This is a genomic window from Lentibacillus sp. (genome assembly GCF_035301925.1).
GTDB lineage: Bacteria > Bacillota > Bacilli > Bacillales > Amphibacillaceae > Lentibacillus.
On record NZ_DATGTI010000114.1, the window covers coordinates 11,810 to 30,464 of the forward strand.

Here is an 18,655-nt window from a genome sequence, read left to right on the forward strand (position 1 = left end):
AAATCCCATTCAGTCGGACTACAATTTAATAAAATTATTGCTATATTTAGTATGTACTATGCGCCGCATAACGAATACATCAACCGCGATGCTAAAATTGTGATTGTTGGCATCACCCCGGGATGGCAGCAAATGAAGACTGCATATGAGCAGTTTGTCAAAAGCCGGTTATCCAGTGAATCGCTGGAATCGTGTCTGAAAGAAGCCAAAAAAGCAGCTGGTTTCGCCGGATCAATAAGAAAAAAACCTCGCGGGCATGCTTGATCAATGCGGCATCCCGGAAAAACTTGATATTCAACATTCAGCCGATTTATTCGGAAAAGAAAGACGCCTCCTTCATACAACATCGGTCATCAAATATCCAGTATTTATCAATGGAAAAAATTACACGGGACATCAGCCGCCTGTTGACCGTTCGCCGTTATTACAGCATTATGCCTATAAGGAATTCCCAGCCGAAATAGCGGCAATCACGTCGCCTGCACTCATCATCCCGCTTGGAAAAACGGCAGACCACGTCATCGCGGAACTGGCGACGAATAACATGCTGCCCGACCACACCTATTTAACTGGCTTCCCACATCCATCCGGGGCAAATGGGCATCGCGTCAAGCAATTTCGGCAGCAAAAGAAACAGCTGCAGGCAAACGTAAAAAGATGGCCAGTCCAGCTCACCCCATAATAATGTGTTGTCCATCACATTAAAAATCCAGCTACCCATCAGGCAGCTGGATTTCTTAATAGATTAATAGACGCCAACCGCATTGTATGCTTGTTCGACCGCTTCAGCTTGATCAGAGTTACTGCCATATAAATCTCCCGCTGCCTGGATTGCTGCTTGTCTCATCATGCTGAAGTCAGAGCTGCTTGTTAAATAAAGATCAAGCGCACGGTAATAGATTTGTTCGGTTGCATCACGTCCTATACCATCTACTGTCACCCCGTAATGCTCTCCGCCCTCTGACACCAGATAAGCAGCTTTATTATTAATACTGCTGTTGATGTGAACACCGCCATTATCCAAATCACCGATATATCTCAAGCTCCAATGATCAGGATAGGGTGCCTGTGTCCGCCTTTCAATCAGGGCAGCCGGATCTTCCAATGAGCGTAAAGCCATTGTGCCATCTGCCATGATTTCTTCTCCAATCAGCCAATCATCCCTGTCTACCATTGCACCAAATATATCTGCTAAAGATTCGTTTAATGCACCGGATTCATCACGGTAAACTAAATTTGCTGTATGTTGAATAACGCCGTGAGTCATCTCATGTGCCGCAACATCCAATCCTCCGGCAAGAGGGTGGAATCGCTCCCCATCTCCATCCCCATATGACATTTGTCTGCCATTCCATGATGCATTATTCCAATTATCACCTACATGTACAGCAGAAATTAATATTTGTCCATTATCATCAACTGAATCGCGTCCAAATGTATCCATATAATAATCATATGTTGTTTGGGCATTTGCATGGGCATCAACTGCTGATCCGTCTTTAAACATTTTATTAACGCTTAGTATATCAAGATTGACACCCGTATCATTGTCATAAGTTACAACACCATCTCCACGCGTCTCATCAAATAGCCTGTACATGCCCTCATATGCTTGAGCTTCAAATTTTTTCCTGTCACCAAAAACACCCGTTCCAAATGCAGTCACATTGTGGGCAGCATTAAAGTGGTCAATAATATCCCCATTTGTTGCATCGATGAAATAATGCCAATACCCAACTTTCGGATTTGTAGTAGAAGCCGTCACAAGATACGTCTGATAAAATGTACCTTCATATTCGTAAATATACGGCTCTGTTTGAATGTCGCCGTCATACTGGTTCACCTCACCAATTTTATTTTCAAGTTCTCTTTTAAAAATGTCGACTGCTTTCTCTTCAGAAATAGATGTGCCGTTTACTTCATTTTTTACATTTAAATCTGAAACGACCTGCCCGAAATAAGATGTAACCGTATTATCCTTATCCAAAGCTATTGTCTGATCTGCTCCATAAATCGGTATGCCTTTATATGTTTGTTCAAGCTTAACATGATGTGTTCCTGTTTCCTCATCCGCTGTTTCATCTGTTACTTCAAAGCTTACATCCGCATTGTTGAGTAGTTTAAATTCCTTACTATTTTCCTGAATGTATGCCATTGCAATTTCTTTCTTGGATAATTCTTTATCATTAGGGGCCTCCCAATTTTCAATAATATATGATGGCGTCTCATACGTTTCATTGAGCTGAATCTTTTGTTCATCTGCATGTACAGCAGAACCCTGTGTAACGATTCCTAAAGATACAACCAGAGCCATAGCAGAAGAAATCAACTTCTTATTTATTGTCAACTAACTCATCCTCCTATTAAATGTTGATTTTCAATTATTTGCATTGACTGTGTCGCCTTATAAATCTTCACCCTCTGCCTGTGTTGCATTGAAGGTCCATGCCAGCTCCAGGCTGTCTCCCTGGAAAATATTCTGATCCTCACCATTATCAATGAATTCGAATTCTACCCAAAAATCATGCGTTTCCTCGCTTTCGAGCCCTCCCTTTTGTTCCCATAGAGGATCCCAAATATCACGTTTCACAACATCCGGATCCATTTCCTTCAATTCATGTAATGTCGTTTCAAAAACGGGCTCACTTTCCTGATCCCAATTCCATAAGAAATTTACCTTTATGTGTTTGCCAAAGTCATTATTATTGTCACCATTCTGGTCCGTTACAAAATAATCTGTTTCTAAGTAGACATTTTCTATTTTCAGACTTCCATCATTAGATAGATTAAATTCCCGCAGCATCGTATCACCAGGTTTCAGATTATCGATATCGATAAAAGCTGTCGGATTAGCCGATAAATCCAATGTTCCCGCTGCAAAGGCATTATTTGTTACTTCCTGATCACTGAAATAAGCAAATGTCCCACCGCCAACCAGCGCTATTCCTAACGCAGCTGAAGCTACACTTAAACCAATTTTTCTCTTAATGCTCATTTTGCTTCCTCCTCAGTTTCTGTTTTACAAAAGCGTTATTAATACGTTTAGTTCCACATGAACATATCAGATTCGAAACCGGTGCTTACGATCCCCCTTCCAGACTGAAATTGATTAAATTACTTGGGTTAACCTGTAAATTTGCAAACTACTCCATTGAAACCGGTATAATCTACCTCCCTTGTCTGCTATAAATAAGAATCTTTCTGTTATATCATCCAGTTGATAGAGCTATTATAATAAAGGACTGGCGATAAAGTTGTCGAAGCTTGTTAAAAATATTCAAAATGATTAAAGATAACCATTTTCTATATAACATATAGATAAATAGTAGGAAAAATCGAATTGAAGTTTTTAAAAACGTAGAATAACAGGATGGAATTCCTATAAGACATCACTATTTATTATAATTGCCGAAACATTAAAACCGGACACCCTCTTAATAGAAGCTGCCCGGTTTTGCATACGAAAGAAGAGATGCTAAGATTTTAGATACAACGCTCAACCTTCTAGTATATTTAGTAAACTTGCTGTCCATCCAATCCGGCGTGACTGTCTGTCTAAAAAAAGGCAACGCGCGATGCGTTACCTATTGCCTTAATCATGCTATTTGGAAGAATAATATGACCTTCATTCATTACAAGTCTTTTCTCTTTTTGATGATCAACCAGCTGTTGAATCCCTTCAAGTGTTTTACGACTTTCACTGTTCAAATCGTTCGACAACGGTTAAGTGACGTTTTAAAGCATGTACCGTGCTGTCTTTTTCAAATGTTTTCACATTCAAGGTTTTACCGAAAAAGATCCAGGAATCGGTCCCAAAAGCCTTTTTCCTCTTCTTGTGTTTCTTCTGTTGTTTCTGGTTTCTCTATTTCAATCGCTTCGGTCTGCAAAACAAATTGCACGACATCAACCTTTTCATTTTTGTCGGAAACAAACGATTGCGGCTCAAAATCCGAGTAGTCATATTCATCCATCATTTCATCTACTTCTGATTGCATTTGACCTGGTAAGTCACTCGTTTGTTCCTGCAGTTCCTCGGTCCCGTTTTTCAGCTCGCTTGCACCGCTGTCAAGCGATGATGTGCCGTCAGACAATTCCTGAATGCCGGCGTCAAGGTCCTGATAAGAAGACGCCAATTCGCTGACGCCATCCGTGTAATCCACTAAACCATTATGGAACGTTTGGTACTCAGATGTCATGGTGGATAACCCTTCCTGCAACTCGGCAAGCGCACCCATTTGATCCATATTTTCCATACCATTCTCAACTTCATCAGCCATCGTTTCCAAATGAGCTGCCATTTCCTCAATCGCTCCAGATACTTCCTCCAGTGTTCCTGTTACGGAGCCAAATGCTTCCTGTACAGCCTGATACGTTCCTTTAGCTTCGCGGGCTCTCTGATAGGTCTCAGACAATTGATTCACAACCGTTTTATCCTCTGCACCTTCACGTAACGTCTCAATTTGCTCTGGACTAATATCATAATCCGGAATCTTGTTCATGGCTCCATCCAGACTGCTGTATGCTTTATCGTAATTCTCACGCAATGTATCCAGTCCATTAACAGTTTCTCTCAAGCCGCCTGCCAGTTCGCGCAGTCCATCAGGCAGTTTTTTAAGTTCACTGAGATCCGGGGCTTCAGGCGCACTTTCTACTGCACTGTTCACGTTTTGCAAGGCATCACGGATTTGCGCCGACCCATTGACCAGATCACCTGAGGATTGATCAAGCTCATTGATGCCATTCAAAAATTCACCGGAGCCGCTGCTTAAATCTGACGCGCCTGAGCTTAATTCTGAAATGCCGCTGCTCAGGTCACCGATGCCCTGATTAATATCACTGATGGCATCGGAAAGCGACTGCATATCACTTTTCATGCCACCCAAATTCGGATCCTCCATCGGCATCGACGCCGGAGTTGCGCTGATATTAATCGGGTCCATTTCAAAATCCGAAACATTGGCCGAGACAACAAACGTTTCTTCTTTTTCCGGCATCACGGTGAACGTGATTTGCGTATCTTTTCCGGATGTGGCCTTCGTTCCGTCCGGTGCCTGGATATCGTCAAATTTTGCCTGATCCATCGTCAGCGAAATCTGCATCATATAGTTTTCAAAAAACACCGGATCGACCGATTCATTGGCGGAAGTGGCTATTTGCAGTTCCAAAGCACCGCTTTTACCGGCGAGTTCATCAGGTGCCACTTCCTCCCCGTCAAGGACATAGATGATATCAACGTTCCACGGCAGCGGCTTGTTATCCACGTCACCCTGATAGTAAAATTCATCTTCTTCCGCCTGAAAACGAATGGTGTTGTCATCACCTTGTTTAATGTCGTTTAAGTTGCTCAGGTTCCGCACATTGTTGTAATCACCGTGGTCCACAATCTGACCCGGTTCGGTTACATGAAACGTGTTCACCACATACATATCCTGCAATGTGCCGCTTGCGTTCAAGTTGCCGTAAATCGTTTCATCCTTTGCAGAATACGCGCCGGATCCTGATTGTTCATCGGCGTTGTCTGCGGCTAATGCAGGCAAAGGAAGCGAACCAAACACAAGCACGGCACACATCATCATCATTGCTAATCTTTTTAGCCGCATCGAATCACTCACCTTTATAAAAATTTGCTTTCCATGTTGTTTTTTCAATAACCCGGTCAAATACAAGCAGCAATGCTGGCAGTAGAAGTACCACCATTAGAAACGCCAGTGCCGCACCGCGTCCGAGCAGGAGGCCAATGGACGATACGATCGGATCTGTTGAGGTCATCCATAAGATAAAGCCGACACTGGACAGGATTGATGCGGATACACCAATCGAGAAGATCTTCTCATTAATTGTTTTCTTAATCGCTGGTTTGGCTTTCATCGCTTTTCGGTTTTGGACATAGTCCTCAGTCAATAAAATCGCATAGTCGACTGTTGCCGCAAGCTGAACCGTACTGATAATCAAATAACCAATATAAACAAGCGGGACATTGGTAAAGTATGGTATTGACAAATTAATCCATACCGCCGACTGTATCGTGAGCAGCAGAACAACCGGGAATGATATCGACCGGAATGTGACGAGCAGAACAATCGCAATCGCTAATACGGTCAACAGGTTAACCATCGTATTGTCCTGTTCCACGATGTCTTTCATATCATACAGGGTGACACTTTCGCCAAGGGCATGATAATCATTACCGTAATAATCAGCGGCAATCGCCCTGACATCCTCTACAAGCGCAAATGCCTCCTTACCTTCCTTATCTGTTGACGTGTTTAATATAATCCGGCTGTAATTTTCCGAAAAGAACTGCTCAGTCTGAGATTCATCGAGATACTCCAGTGGTATGCCGGCCCCAACAGTATCGACATACGAGATGTTACTTTTCACATGATCAAGATTGTCGAGTTCCTGGACAAGTTCCACTTCTTTGCCAATATCTCCCTTTGGCACCAGCAGTACCATCGGCGTGGATTTGCCGAATGCATCTTCAATTTCAGCTGTATCACTTCCGGCACGCGTATTTTCCGGCTGTTCGCCAGTGCCATAAAGAAATTCGGTCTGACTCTGTCCCAGAAAAGCCGGAACGATCAGAACCATCACAATAAGCAGCACCGGTATCCGCAATTTGATGAAATATTTTCCGATATTAAATTTGCTTGGAATCCATGGCTTATGCTGTGTTTTGTCAATCCATTTATAAAGTATCAATGTCAGCGCAGGAAGGAATACCATCACACTGATAAAGCTGAGCAAGATCCCTTTCACCAGGTTCAAACCCAAATCGGCACCAAGTCCAAATTCCATAAACGACAGTGCCATAAACCCGAAGAACGTGGTTGACGCACTCGCTGCGACAGCCGGAAACGACCGCTTCATGGCCCGTTTCATCGCTTCTTTCGGATCCGCTATCTCCTGCCGGTAATCATCAAAGCTATGGAGCAGGAATATCGCATAATCGAGTGACACAGCAAGCTGCAGAATCGGTGCCACCGCCTGGGTGATAAAGGAAATCTCACCGATAAAGATGTTCGTGCCCATATTAATCAGGATTGAAACACCGATAGCTATCAGGAAAAACACCGGCTCGATCCATGACCTGGTGGACAAGAGAAGAATCAATATAATAATCGGGACAAGAATCATGGCCGCGTTCATGGTCTCCTGCGTCGTCATTTTTTGCGATCTCGCTGTATTCACAGCTTCCCCTGACATGGCGTTCTCCTCACCGATCAGTTCATAAACCGCATCCGTCGTTTCCACTTCTTTTCCTTCTTCAACGTGGAAAGAATACAGTGCATTGCCATCCTTGTAATATGTCTCAACGGTATCGGGATCCGCCATTTCGATTGGTGTTTTCATATCGATGGCATCATCAAGCCAGGTGACTTCAGACACCCCGTCGACCGCGTCAAGTTTGTCCTTGAAGCCAAGCGCATCCGGAATACTGATATCTTTCATCATGACCCGGGCGTTTGTCATCTTACCACTAAATTCCTCGTCCATAACCTCTGTCGCTTCAATTGATGGGGTGTTCTCCGGCATATATTCAACCATATCATGCTGGACCGGTACCCCAAACTGCACGACTGCACTGATGATTGACAGAACTAAGAACGTGATGACAATCAATTTTCTTTTGTTTAAAATGCCTGCTGTCATATCAATCGGTGTTCATCCTCTCTTGCATCTTCCGTTTCAATACTATAACATTATATACGACATCGTGTTGGTTTTACAACAGACAGTTTTATAAATTGCGTACAAAAACCAACACAAAACGGAAATATGTTGATGAAACCAAAAACGAAAGCGTGACAATTTTATGAACAAAAAACTGGATCGACGAAAAAAATATACCCGAATGGTCTTGAAGGATAGTTTAATCGATTTATTAAAAATAAAACCAATATCAGGCATTACAGTCAAAGAAATATGCCAGCTGGCCGATATTAATCGTTCCACATTCTATACCCACTACAATGATCAGTTTGACTTGCTTGAGCAAATCGAAAAAGAACTCATCGACGATTTAAACACCTACCTCAATCAATATAATTTCGAGCAGGAAGAGGAAGCACTGCAGATGACAGAAAAACTCCTTGAGTATGTCGTGTCCAAGCAGGAGATCTGCCAAACACTCCTCAATAAGAACGGTGATCATTCTTTTGAGCGCCGTGTTATGGACGTCGCTCGACCATTTCTGATCCAAAATTGGATGGACAATAATGAAATCGATCCCGGCATATCTGATTATGCCAGTACTTTTCTCATCAGCGGCAGTGTCTATGTGATCAAACATTGGCTGGCCAACAGCATGGACAAGTCCCCGAAACAGATTGCTGAGCTGATCAATAGTTTCAGATTCAGGGAGTGAGGTGACAGATGGGTGATCAGTTAATCGGCGGGATAAATCACATGATTGACTCGGGTCATCTTATAAAAAAGAACCCGGAACCGCCTGGATAGGCATCGGGTGAGAGACGCGTATGACCCACATTAATGATCAGCCACTCTATGATAGACTAACTGCCATGTTCGGCGGGATGGGCCAAAGCGGTATCGGCCGTTTCTGCAGTGATGGTTTACTAAAGGCAAATGGATTTTTGTGCATAAAAAAGTAAGGGAATTTCCGTTTTGATGCGGGAGAAAACAGGAGGAATGACTGGCCCCCTTCACCGGGCAAGGATACGTATCGGTGATTTTTTTACGTCGTTAGAACCCAAGTATTCGACTTTTTGAAATAAGCAACGCATTTATTGCTAAAATAAAGATAGCAATTGAAATGGGCAGAACGTTTGTGGATAACCAATTGATGATTAAAGCGGGCGGCTGTTATGTTTTAGTATGGTTAACATAGAAAAATGATAGTATAACTTTGGAAGTCACACTACCATTCCAGCAACAATTATCTTGATCAATTCTCATATACAATTTCTCCGCCAACGACTGTAGCAAGAACCGAAATATCCTTTAACTGCTCCTCTTGGATTTCCATTATATCTTGATCAATAACAAGAAAATCAGCAAGCTTTCCTTTCTCCAGGCTGCCTTTTAAATCCTCTTCAAAACTGCCCTCAGCTGCCCAAATGGTAAAGGCTCTAAGTGCTTCTTCTCTAGTCATAGCTTCCTCCGGGTACCAGCCACCAGGCGGATTGCCATCACGATCCATTCGTGCAACAGCAGCATAAATCCCGTGAAAAGGATTAACAAGTTCAACAGGTGCATCCGAACCACCGATTATGCGGGATCCGGCATCAATGATTTTTCTCCAGGCATAGCTGTATTTTATCCTTTCTGCCCCAAGCCGGTCCTCTGCCATATTTTTGTCTGACGTTGCATGTGTCGGCTGCATAGATGGTATAACACCAAGCTCAACTATTTTTTCGATTTGATTGGCATTGCTAATTTGATAATGCTCTATTCTCCAGCGATGATCTTCCAGCGGCTCCTCTTTTAACACTTTCTCATACGTATCAATTACTTGCTGGTTTGCGCCGTCCCCGATTGCATGGGTTGCCACCTGAAAACTTTGCTCTCGCGCTTTCTTAACTAGGGTGTAAATTTGCTCATCAGAATAGATATAATTCCCCTTATGTCCTGAACGATCACTGTAATCATCCAGTAATGCAGCACTCCTTGATCCCAGTGCACCGTCTGCCATAAGTTTTACTGACCCTATTGTTAGTCTGTTATCAAACAACCCTATTTCCGGACCTTTATTAAGGTAATGTTTAAAGGTTTCTCCTAATTCACTGGAGGTATTATCAATCATAACATTTAACCTAACCTTCAAATCATTCTCTTTATAGAGTTCTTTCATAATATTAATTTCTTCCAGGTTGGCACCGGCATCCGAAGCACTGGTAATACCATTGGAAAATAGTGTTTCTTGTGCTTTCAGTTGTGCTTCTGAAAGCCTTTCTTCGCTGTATGGCGGTATTTTTGCTGTCACTGATTGTCGTGCGGCATCAACCAGAACTCCTGTTGCTTCCCCATTCCTATCCCTAATTATTTCTCCTCCCTTGGGATTGGGGGTGTCTTTTGTAATGCCCCCCATCTCTAGTGCTTTGGAATTAACCCAAACGGAGTGTCCATCCACTCTTGTAAGTACGACTGGATTATCAGGGGCTACTTGGTCAAGTTCCTCCTTGGTCGGAAATGATTCATCAGGCCAAAGCTCGTGATTCCATCCCCGCCCTAATATCCACTCTCCTGAATCAAGGTTTTTTGCTTCTTTGTTTACCAATTCCAATATTTCCTGTTTAGGTTTATTAAAAGCATCAATTTCCAGAAGTTTAGTTCCAAGTGAAGTAAAATGAATATGCCCATCATTCAAACCCGGAATCACTGTTTTACTTTTTAAATCAATAACTTCTGTCTCAGGTCCAATATAATCTTCGGCATCTTTATTATTGCCAACGTAGATTAGTTTCCGGTCCTTAATTGCCATTGCACTTACCTTTGAAAAATCCTGATCGACCGTATAAATAGTTCCATTCACAAAAACAGTATCAGCCAGTTCATTATCTCCATTCATTGTTTCCTGACTCCCAGTTTCACATCCAATAACCATAAAAGCCGACAAAATAACCACCCCAAGAAGAATTGCTTTATTTTGCAATTCATATCCCCCTCTCCTATGGTTAATTTTGAATATTAGTATTAGTTTTAATATTTCAGTACAATTATGATATCAATCACCTGCCCATTTGTATATCCATATTTTGGTTCAAATTTCAATTTAGTTCATTTGACACACACTGGCTTGTCTCAATGACCTTCAGTAATTGCGTGATTCATTTCCTTTGTGCCCTGAACAGTTCGATTGTTCAGCTCCTTTTTATGTCCGGTCCACCATATATTCGCTTTTTATGAGATTATAAATCTATATTTGGGAATCTACTAAGGACGGTGCTTCTTATGTATCAAAAAGGTCCCGTCCTGGGTTTTTTGTTTTTGTACCGCCATTCATGAGGGAAGGAGCATCTGAACGAATATACTAAAAGATATTCTGGTAGCGATTAGTGACACATAACAACTCATCGTTGCCAGTGAAAACGGAAATTACCAATTTTCCTTATAAATGACAACTTACAAATAGCTGGTTGTCATCCTGAGCGGTACGGAATTGGTAACAGCATCAGCCCCATTGTTAACAGAAAAGTTACCTGAAGTGGATATGCTTGTCACATCTGAACCAAAAGGAATCTCTTTTGTCAATGAGCTCTCCAAAGTATTGAACTTGAAACATTACGTTTTTGGCCAGAAAAAACGTTAAAGCGTATATGGATAACCCATTCACACACAAAGTCAACTCCATTAAAACACAGAAGCTCTTTTAAGAGATCGGAAACAATCGCATCAGTACCATACTCTACAAAACCCATAGAAATAAGCAATATTTTTATAATTATCTTTTTTTGATCCAGCGGCTTGTTCGACATCACCCGTTTGATATTTCGCATACCTGAAACATTTGCTGATTTATAAAAAGGAGACTGAGCACTAAACTCAATCTCCTTTCACCTGCCTTATCAGTATTGCCTATCAGCCACCTTCACTAGCAGCTTCCCAATATTTTTCCCTCTAAATAAATCCAAGAATGCATCCGGTATGTTCTCAAAAACTTCCCGAATAGTTTCGCGATACGTCAGTTTGCCTTCCTGCAGTCATTGACCGAGCTGCTTGGCACCTTCCTTGAAGCGATTAGAATAATTCCCAACAGTGAAGCCTTGCATCAAGGCGATCTTTATCAATGAATAAAAGGTTTATCGATATTAAGATAAGTCTTTTTTAATCAGCTTAACTCGACTTTTAAAGTCACACAGTAATGAAAACACTACAAATGAACAACGGATACCGGTTTCAGACTGAGACATGGATTCAAATCAAATCCATATCCCACTGTTCAGCTATAAATACCCCATCTTCTTCGCCTCAAATGTCAGCTCTTCCCTGAACATTGGATGGGCGATGTCAATTAATGCTTTCGTCCGTTCCCGGATGGTTTTGCCCCGAAGCCTTGCAATACCATGCTCGGTAACGATATAATCCACATCATTTTTGGATGTGGTGACAGGCGTTCCCGGGTTTAGTGATGGCACAATTTTGGAAATCGAATCACCCTTAGCCGTTGAATGCAGGCAAATCACGCCCCGTCCGCCATCTGACAAGTGTGACGCCAATTGAAAATCCGCTTGTCCGCCTGTCGACGACCAGTACATGTCACCGACCATTTCCGAGTTGACCTGGCCAAGGAAATCGACTTCTACAGCTGCATTAACCGTTACCAGATTGTTCGCTGAATCCAATTGACCCACATGGTTCGTTTTGTTGACAGGCAGCATATACACATTTTCATTTTCATGGAGAAAGTCGTAAAGCTCCCGTGATCCATAAGCGAACGTTGCGGTCATTTTGCCTTGTTTAAACGGGTTGTTTTCGTTCGTCACAGCCCCGCTTTCATATAGCGCTATGATTTTTTCCGGAATCATTTCCGTATGAATGCTCAGATTCCGGTAATCCTTTAAATTATCAATGATGGCGTTAGGAATGGAGCCAAAACCAATTTGCAGCGTGTCGCCGTTTTCGATCAGGCTCGCGACATGTTCGCCAATCATTTTGTCCTTTTCCGATTGCTCTGGTGTAGCTGGCGCTTCCGGGATAGGCTGATGATTTTCGATGAATCCGGTAATGTCGGAAATATGGACCTGGTTTTCCCCGTATGTGCGGGGCATGTATTCGTTAACTTCCAGCAGAACCGTTGCACCTTCCTTGATTAATGGGATTGTGTGATCCGCATTCGTTCCAAGCGAAAAGTAACCGTTTGAATCCATTGGTGATGCAACCGCCATAACCACCGGGTTTCTCGCAATTTGCTTCAGCAGTTTCGGTACATCGGAAAAATGATTAGGCAGAAGATCGATTTTCCCCTCTTTAAACGCCTTCCGTTCCGAGACGCCCATAAACATACTGATAATTTTCAATTTGTCCGGAGCCACATCCAGCACGTCACGAGTCGTAAACATTTGAAACAGACGATTGCCCTCCAGACCGTCGTAAGTTTCCAATTGCTTCATCAAGGCACCGGGCTCCCCGGCGAGAATGGGGGTAATGATATCGGATTCCGGCTGGATATTTGTGATCACATCCTCTTTTGTACGATGCTTTTGCCGGTATAATTGTGTCGGATTCATGATGCATAGCTCCTTTATAAAATGATTTTATATAGAGATTAAATTTTTTGCGATAACGGTGGTAACAATCAATTGCTTTACAAACGATGGTATTCAGACATACTTTCCTGTTATGTTTTACTGAACTGTTTCCCGCTATGTTGACAATACGAAAGGAAGCATCCATTTGCTGCAAATAATGCTTCCTTTACCATCAACTTTTTCAATTATACCGGGTTTGCCTGACTTTCATCTGTTAAGCCAAGTTTCTTTGCTGTTGTCTCATGAATGTCATGGACAAGTTCTGGATTATCCCTTAGTGATTTGCCATAAGAAGGGACCATTTCTTTAATTTTTGGTTCCCACTCGTCTAATTGCTCTGGGAAACATTTCTCCATAACCTCAAACATGATGGAAACCGCAGTCGAAGCGCCAGGTGAAGCACCAAGCAAAGCAGCGATTGACCCATCTTCAGCACTTACAAGTTCCGTACCAAATTGAAGTGTGCCTTTGCCGCCATCCTCGGTATCCTTGATCACTTGTACGCGCTGGCCTGCTGTCACGAGATCCCAGTCTTGACTTTGCGCATCTGGAACAAATTCCCGTAACGCTTGAATATGCTCTTCTTTCGATAACATGACCTGCTGGATGAGGTACTTCGTTAATGGGACATTCTTGGCACCTGCTGCTAACATCGTGAAGACATTATTCGGTTTGACTGAACCCAATAAGTCCATATTTGAACCTGTTTTCAGGAATTTTGGCGAAAAACCGGCAAACGGCCCAAACAGTAATGTCTTTTTGCCGTCGATATAGCGTGTATCAAGATGCGGCACAGACATTGGCGGCGCACCGACTGCAGCTTTGCCGTATACTTTGGCGGTATGCTGCTCTGCCACCTCGGGATTTTTACAGACGAGGAATTGTCCGCTAACCGGGAATCCGCCTACATGTTCACTTTCAGGTATACCTGTTTTTTGCAATAATGGCAGAGCCCCTCCGCCGGCACCGATAAAGACGAATTTTGCCGTATGATATTCAAGGGTATTGTCTTCAAAGTTCCGGACCTTCACTTCCCAGGCACCATCGTCAGTACGTTGTAAATCTTCCACCGTATGATTGTATCGAATATTCACATTTTGATTTTCTAAGTGGTTCAATAATTTACGCGTAAGCACACCGAAATTGACATCAGTTCCAGAGTCGATTTTAGTTGCTGCTATCGGCTGATCGACTGTCCGATCTTTCATGATAAGCGGCATCCATTCCTTTAATTTCTCCGGGTCATCGGAAAATTCCATTCCTTCGAACAAAGGATTTTCTGACAGTGCGTTAAACCGTTTTTTCAAAAACCTTACATTATTTTCCCCATGCACCAAACTCATATGAGGCAATGGCATAATAAAGTCCTGTGGATTCTCGATCAGATTGTTCGTGACAAGGTAGGACCAAAACTGCTTTGACACCTGAAATTTTTCATTGATGTTCAGCGCTTTGGTTATATCGATTGATCCATCCGGTTTTTCAGGTGTGTAGTTAAGTTCACACAGTGCTGAGTGGCCCGTCCCCGCATTGTTCCATACGTTCGAGCTTTCTTCGCCTGCGTTTTCAAGTTTTTCAAAAAGTGTTATGTTCCAATCCGGTGCCAATTCTTTTAAAAGCGATCCCAATGTTGCACTCATGATGCCGGCACCAATCAGGATAACATCTGATGTCGTATGTTTGTTGCTCATGTCATTCATCCCAATCCTCTATGATTTGCAGAAACGATGTCAGCACTCCTGCTCTATTTCACAGCAAGCCGGGAAACATAAAGGACGCACATCATTTCTGAACCCATTATAACCCACATATAGTTTATCAAACTTCCCGGGAAACTAAAATATTTATGTGACAAATTATTGCTGTTACTTATGGTACGGTTCACCACGCATAATCCGGAAAATGCGGTAAATCTGTTCCAATAAAACCATCCGCATCAATTGGTGTGGAAACGTCAGCTTGGAAAACGACAGTGCCAAATCACTCCGCTTTTGAACATCATCACTTATACCGAGTGAGCCGCCGATAATAAAGCTGATTTTGCTGGTGCCATAGGTAGCGAGCTTGTCCAATTTTGCAGCGAATTGTTCTGAACTCAGTTGTTTTCCTCCGATTTCCAATGTGATGACATATGAATCCGGACTAATCTTGGATAGAATCCGCTCGCCCTCTTTTCGCTTCACTTCGGCCGTTTCGGGTTCACTCAAGTACTCCGATGCCTTTTCATCAGCCACTTCCACAATCTGTACATTTGCATATGAGCGGAGCCGCTTCAGGTACTCCTCGATACCCTGCTTGAGGTATTTTTCCTTAAGTTTTCCAACGGCGATAATTGATATTTTCATTAAATTGTACATCCTTTTCGTATAATGCTTTATACAGTTTACCAAAAAACCGGGACATAAACATGTACCGTCCATAGCAAACCAAAATAATTATCAAAATCTTTCTTGTAATTTATATTGCTTTTATAGCAGGGTATCACCATGAAGCCTGTTTTTATTGACGTTGGATAAGGACGTTGGGGATGTACAGGATTTAGGGTGAAAAGCAGACATTCCCTTTGACCTATCCCAGTTCACCAGCCGGTGAGCGGAAATCTAATCCGCGAACCAGTTTACAGTGGGCAGAATCATTTCTGTTAGAAAATAAATATGGTCTGAAGATCTATTATTCAAGAGGACGTTTCCTGATGATTTTCCAGGAAAATGATACGCTCGATTTGCAGTGCGACAGACAAAACGTGGATAAACGCTTCATAGTTCGAGGTTTCCGAGTGCTTTTCATAATTATGGACAATGGGGCCTGCCAGATCTTTACTGGCCTCAAGATCAAAATGGTAAAAATCAATAATCGGAAAATAGAGTGCATCACCAATTGGAATCAGTGTACCCATGACAATTTTACCTTTTTTTGGCGGGACGGCTGTTGGATCATACACCATGACATCCAACGTCTCATTTGTCAGCATATCAACGACGACGAGAACACGGTCATTATATTTATAACCGACATAATAAAATTTTGGTATTGCCTTATCCCATTCCTTCAGCCATGATGCGATAAGCGGCTTTTTATGCAGTTTATGACGGTTTTCTTCAATATAATCTTCAGCAAACGTGACCTCAGCTCCATCTGAATCATACATTAATTTCCACCAAAACAGATTACTTTCCAGCGCCTGCCGTTTTTCCGTCTGCGGGTGGTGGTCATCGATGAATTCACACAAGCCTTCCCTGTACAAGGCAGCATAACGGTCGATCAAATAATGCGTAAAATCTTTGAAGACATCCAGGAGCAATTCCTCTCTCAACTCATCAGAAATCGGGTAATCATGCCGGAATGTTTTGCCACTGGATGCTGACTGTACGAATGGCACCACGTTTTCAGTTGCTCTGTTTTCTTTCATGAAATCATTTCCTTTCGAGGAGAATTTTGTAGTAGTAAGCGAAGGGTTTAATTGACCTTCTTTAATGATTCGACATTCATCCTTCATTTCCTCTTTTTTAAATGAAAAAATTGGCCCATTTTCCCACATATATTGGTATAATATACTTGAACAAAGAAAGGATGTGGGACATGCCCAATAAACCGCGTACGAAACCCGTCGAGCTGCAAATATTATCCTCGTTGAACATGCGAATGACCTTATCGTCAAAGGATAGGCAGCATTTTTTCAATCTGAAAAGGGGCTATGAAGGTGAGGTCAAATTTGATGCATTAACGGAAAAACTTCAGTGTGATTGCTTCATATTAAATGACCTCTTGCTCCAGGCAAATAAGACCCTTTTTCAAATTGATTCGCTGATTATCACATCTCGTATATGTTTGAAGTGAAAAACCATGAAGGGGATTATTATTACGAAGCAGATAAAGTTTTTAAACTGCCTCAATACGAAATCGTCAATCCGCTGCACCAGTTAGGAAGAAGTGAATCACTACTTCGACAGTTACTTCTCAAGGATAAAGTTAACCTTCCAATTGAAGCCTTTGTAATTTTTATCAATCCGGAATTTACGTTATACCAGGCACCCCTCGATAAGTCGATTATTTTCCCCACCCAAATCAAAAAATACCTCAGTCAATTAAATTCAACGCTGTCCACATTAAATGAAAAGCACAAGCAACTGGCGGACAGATTATGCGCGCTCCATATTGAGGAATCGCCATATCAGCAGCTGCCATCCTATACTTATGGGGAACTTCGTAAAGGCATCATCTGTATGGCGTGTGATTCCTTTTCCACCAGGACTGAATGAAGAAAAATGATTTGCGGTGACTGTGGGCACAAGGAGAGTCTTGCTGCAGCTGTCTTGCGGTCTGTGGAAGAGTTCAAACTGTTATTTCCGGAAAAACGTGTCACGACAGCTGTTATACGAGAATGGTGCAGCATCGTGGATTCCGATAAGCGGATCAAGAAAGTGTTGGATGATAACTATACGAAGAAAGGAGACAACCGATGGACTTATTATGAATGACACGTGGCATTTGGGACAAGAAGGGGGTTCTCTCTGACGTTTTGCTTGTTTTTGGAGGAAGTTTCGGACGAGAGAAGCTTTCTCTCTGACGTTTCAACCACTTTCGAAGGGCGTTTCGGATGAGAGAGGCTTTCTCTCCGACGTTTCGACCACTTCGCAAGCGCATTTCGGCAGAGAGAGCCTTTCTCTCTGACGTTTCCACCACTTCGCGAGCGCATTTTGGCGGAGAGAGCCTTTCTCTCTGACGTTTCCACCACTTCGCGAGCGCATTTTGGCGGAGAGGACCACTCTCCCTGACGTTTCCACCACTTACTGTGCACATTTTGGCGGAGAGGACCGCTCTCTCTGACGTTTCGGCCACTTCTCAGGCACATTTCGGCGGAGAGGACCGCTCTCTCTGACGTTTCGGCCACTTCTCAGGCACATTTCGGCGGAGAGAACCACTCTCTCCGACGTTTCGACCACTTCGCGAGCGTATTTCGGCGGAGAGAACCACTCTCTCTGACGTTTCCACCACTTCGCGAGCGTATTTCGGCGGAGAGGACCGCTCTCTCTGACGTTTCCACCACTTCACGACTGCATTTCGTCGGAGAGGACCGCTCTCTCTGACGTTTCCACCACTTCACGACTGCATTTCGTCGGAGAGGACCACTCTCTCCGACGTTCCAAACGCTGCATGGTGCAGTTTCGGACTCGACCGACAAAAAACACAAAAATGACGATACCCACCACAGTATCGTCATCATCACTTCAATCCCGTTTCTCATTTTCTATCTTTTTCTGATCCACGTACCATGTCAGGGGCTGATCAGACCCCCTCATCAGCTTATAGACATACGAAGACGTCAGATTGTAACTGTCCTCGATTTTTTCAGCTAGATAGCTGCTCCGCTCGAACAGAATCGACCGGAATTCACTGATCTGCCGGTGGACTTTTTCCATCAATGCTTCCTGATTTTCCAGCCG

General features: G+C 42.8%; 15 protein-coding genes and 2 pseudogenes. 5 read left to right on the top strand and 12 right to left on the bottom strand.

Annotated elements, in window-relative coordinates; translation table 11 throughout:
• Positions 1-132: 132 nt before the first annotated feature.
• Entirely contained in the window at positions 133-264 is a 132-nt protein-coding gene (locus tag VK080_RS09950; protein WP_324224619.1) for a hypothetical protein, read from the top strand.
• On the top strand, positions 257-682 hold the full coding sequence (locus tag VK080_RS09955; protein WP_324224620.1) for a hypothetical protein: 426 nt from the start codon (positions 257-259) through the stop codon (positions 680-682). The genes VK080_RS09950 and VK080_RS09955 overlap by 8 nt, the downstream gene beginning before the upstream one ends.
• 63 nt (positions 683-745) lie before the next feature.
• Here VK080_RS09955 and VK080_RS09960 read toward each other — a convergent pair whose 3' ends face one another.
• The 4 genes from VK080_RS09960 to VK080_RS09975 form a co-directional block, all read right to left on the bottom strand.
• Positions 746-2,341: a M4 family metallopeptidase gene (locus VK080_RS09960; RefSeq protein ID WP_324224634.1), complete on the bottom strand. Its 1,596-nt coding sequence runs from the start codon at positions 2,339-2,341 to the stop codon at positions 746-748.
• A gap of 63 nt (positions 2,342-2,404) precedes the next feature.
• Positions 2,405-2,995: a CalY family protein gene (locus VK080_RS09965; RefSeq protein WP_324224621.1), complete on the bottom strand. Its 591-nt coding sequence runs from the start codon at positions 2,993-2,995 to the stop codon at positions 2,405-2,407.
• 790 nt (positions 2,996-3,785) lie between these two features.
• The gene (locus tag VK080_RS09970; protein WP_324224622.1) at positions 3,786-5,600 is read right to left on the bottom strand and encodes a YhgE/Pip domain-containing protein; all 1,815 of its coding nucleotides are present in this window, start codon (positions 5,598-5,600) and stop codon (positions 3,786-3,788) included.
• 4 nt (positions 5,601-5,604) lie between these two features.
• A complete protein-coding gene (locus tag VK080_RS09975) occupies positions 5,605-7,653 on the bottom strand; it encodes an efflux RND transporter permease subunit (RefSeq protein WP_324224623.1) in 2,049 nt (682 codons plus the stop codon).
• A gap of 163 nt (positions 7,654-7,816) precedes the next feature.
• Here VK080_RS09975 and VK080_RS09980 point away from each other — a divergent pair, with 163 nt between their 5' ends.
• Positions 7,817-8,368: a TetR-like C-terminal domain-containing protein gene (locus VK080_RS09980; RefSeq protein ID WP_324224624.1), complete on the top strand. Its 552-nt coding sequence runs from the start codon at positions 7,817-7,819 to the stop codon at positions 8,366-8,368.
• Between the two features lie 540 nt (positions 8,369-8,908).
• Here VK080_RS09980 and VK080_RS09985 read toward each other — a convergent pair.
• The 7 genes and pseudogenes from VK080_RS09985 to VK080_RS10015 form a co-directional block, all read right to left on the bottom strand.
• On the bottom strand, positions 8,909-10,615 hold the full coding sequence (locus VK080_RS09985; protein WP_324224625.1) for an amidohydrolase: 1,707 nt from the start codon (positions 10,613-10,615) through the stop codon (positions 8,909-8,911).
• Positions 10,616-11,085: 470 nt separating this feature from the next.
• Complete coding sequence (locus tag VK080_RS09990; RefSeq protein WP_324224626.1) at positions 11,086-11,214, bottom strand: hypothetical protein; 129 nt, start codon at positions 11,212-11,214, stop codon at positions 11,086-11,088.
• A 314-nt stretch (positions 11,215-11,528) separates the two neighbouring features.
• Positions 11,529-11,738 (bottom strand): annotated as a pseudogene (locus tag VK080_RS09995) (NADP-dependent oxidoreductase); the annotation flags it as partial.
• 168 nt (positions 11,739-11,906) lie between these two features.
• Entirely contained in the window at positions 11,907-13,190 is a 1,284-nt protein-coding gene (locus VK080_RS10000) for an acetyl-CoA hydrolase/transferase family protein (protein ID WP_324224627.1), read from the bottom strand.
• 206 nt (positions 13,191-13,396) lie between these two features.
• On the bottom strand, positions 13,397-14,902 hold the full coding sequence (locus tag VK080_RS10005) for a malate:quinone oxidoreductase (protein ID WP_324224628.1): 1,506 nt from the start codon (positions 14,900-14,902) through the stop codon (positions 13,397-13,399).
• Between the two features lie 174 nt (positions 14,903-15,076).
• Positions 15,077-15,556, bottom strand: a complete 480-nt coding sequence (gene rlmH / locus VK080_RS10010; RefSeq protein WP_324224629.1) for a 23S rRNA (pseudouridine(1915)-N(3))-methyltransferase RlmH — start codon at positions 15,554-15,556, stop codon at positions 15,077-15,079.
• Positions 15,557-15,885: 329 nt separating this feature from the next.
• Complete coding sequence (locus VK080_RS10015; RefSeq protein WP_324224630.1) at positions 15,886-16,620, bottom strand: hypothetical protein; 735 nt, start codon at positions 16,618-16,620, stop codon at positions 15,886-15,888.
• A 415-nt stretch (positions 16,621-17,035) separates the two neighbouring features.
• On the opposite strand from VK080_RS10015, the gene VK080_RS10020 reads away from it, so the two are divergent.
• Both VK080_RS10020 and VK080_RS10025 read left to right on the top strand, forming a co-directional pair.
• Positions 17,036-17,470: a nuclease-related domain-containing protein gene (locus tag VK080_RS10020; RefSeq protein WP_324224631.1), complete on the top strand. Its 435-nt coding sequence runs from the start codon at positions 17,036-17,038 to the stop codon at positions 17,468-17,470.
• 6 nt (positions 17,471-17,476) lie between these two features.
• Complete coding sequence (locus tag VK080_RS10025; RefSeq protein ID WP_324224632.1) at positions 17,477-17,689, top strand: hypothetical protein; 213 nt, start codon at positions 17,477-17,479, stop codon at positions 17,687-17,689.
• Between the two features lie 750 nt (positions 17,690-18,439).
• Here the strand turns inward: VK080_RS10025 and VK080_RS10030 are convergent.
• Positions 18,440-18,655 (bottom strand): annotated as a pseudogene (locus VK080_RS10030) (hypothetical protein); the annotation flags it as partial.

Excerpts from the sequence above, each read along its gene's own strand:
- VK080_RS10025 (WP_324224632.1), top strand. The coding sequence starts at position 17,477 with ATGATTTGCGGTGACTGTGGGCACAAGGAGAGTCTTGCTGCAGCTGTC.
- VK080_RS09970 (WP_324224622.1), bottom strand. The coding sequence starts at position 5,600 with ATGCGGCTAAAAAGATTAGCAATGATGATGATGTGTGCCGTGCTTGTG.
- VK080_RS09965 (WP_324224621.1), bottom strand. The coding sequence starts at position 2,995 with ATGAGCATTAAGAGAAAAATTGGTTTAAGTGTAGCTTCAGCTGCGTTA.
- VK080_RS09975 (WP_324224623.1), bottom strand. The coding sequence starts at position 7,653 with ATGACAGCAGGCATTTTAAACAAAAGAAAATTGATTGTCATCACGTTC.
- VK080_RS10000 (WP_324224627.1), bottom strand. The coding sequence starts at position 13,190 with ATGAATCCGACACAATTATACCGGCAAAAGCATCGTACAAAAGAGGAT.
- VK080_RS10005 (WP_324224628.1), bottom strand. The coding sequence starts at position 14,902 with ATGAGCAACAAACATACGACATCAGATGTTATCCTGATTGGTGCCGGC.
- rlmH (WP_324224629.1), bottom strand. The coding sequence starts at position 15,556 with ATGAAAATATCAATTATCGCCGTTGGAAAACTTAAGGAAAAATACCTC.
- VK080_RS10020 (WP_324224631.1), top strand. The coding sequence starts at position 17,036 with ATGTTTGAAGTGAAAAACCATGAAGGGGATTATTATTACGAAGCAGAT.
- VK080_RS09980 (WP_324224624.1), top strand. The coding sequence starts at position 7,817 with ATGAACAAAAAACTGGATCGACGAAAAAAATATACCCGAATGGTCTTG.
- VK080_RS09955 (WP_324224620.1), top strand. The coding sequence starts at position 257 with ATGCTTGATCAATGCGGCATCCCGGAAAAACTTGATATTCAACATTCA.
- VK080_RS10015 (WP_324224630.1), bottom strand. The coding sequence starts at position 16,620 with ATGAAAGAAAACAGAGCAACTGAAAACGTGGTGCCATTCGTACAGTCA.
- VK080_RS09950 (WP_324224619.1), top strand. The coding sequence starts at position 133 with ATGAAGACTGCATATGAGCAGTTTGTCAAAAGCCGGTTATCCAGTGAA.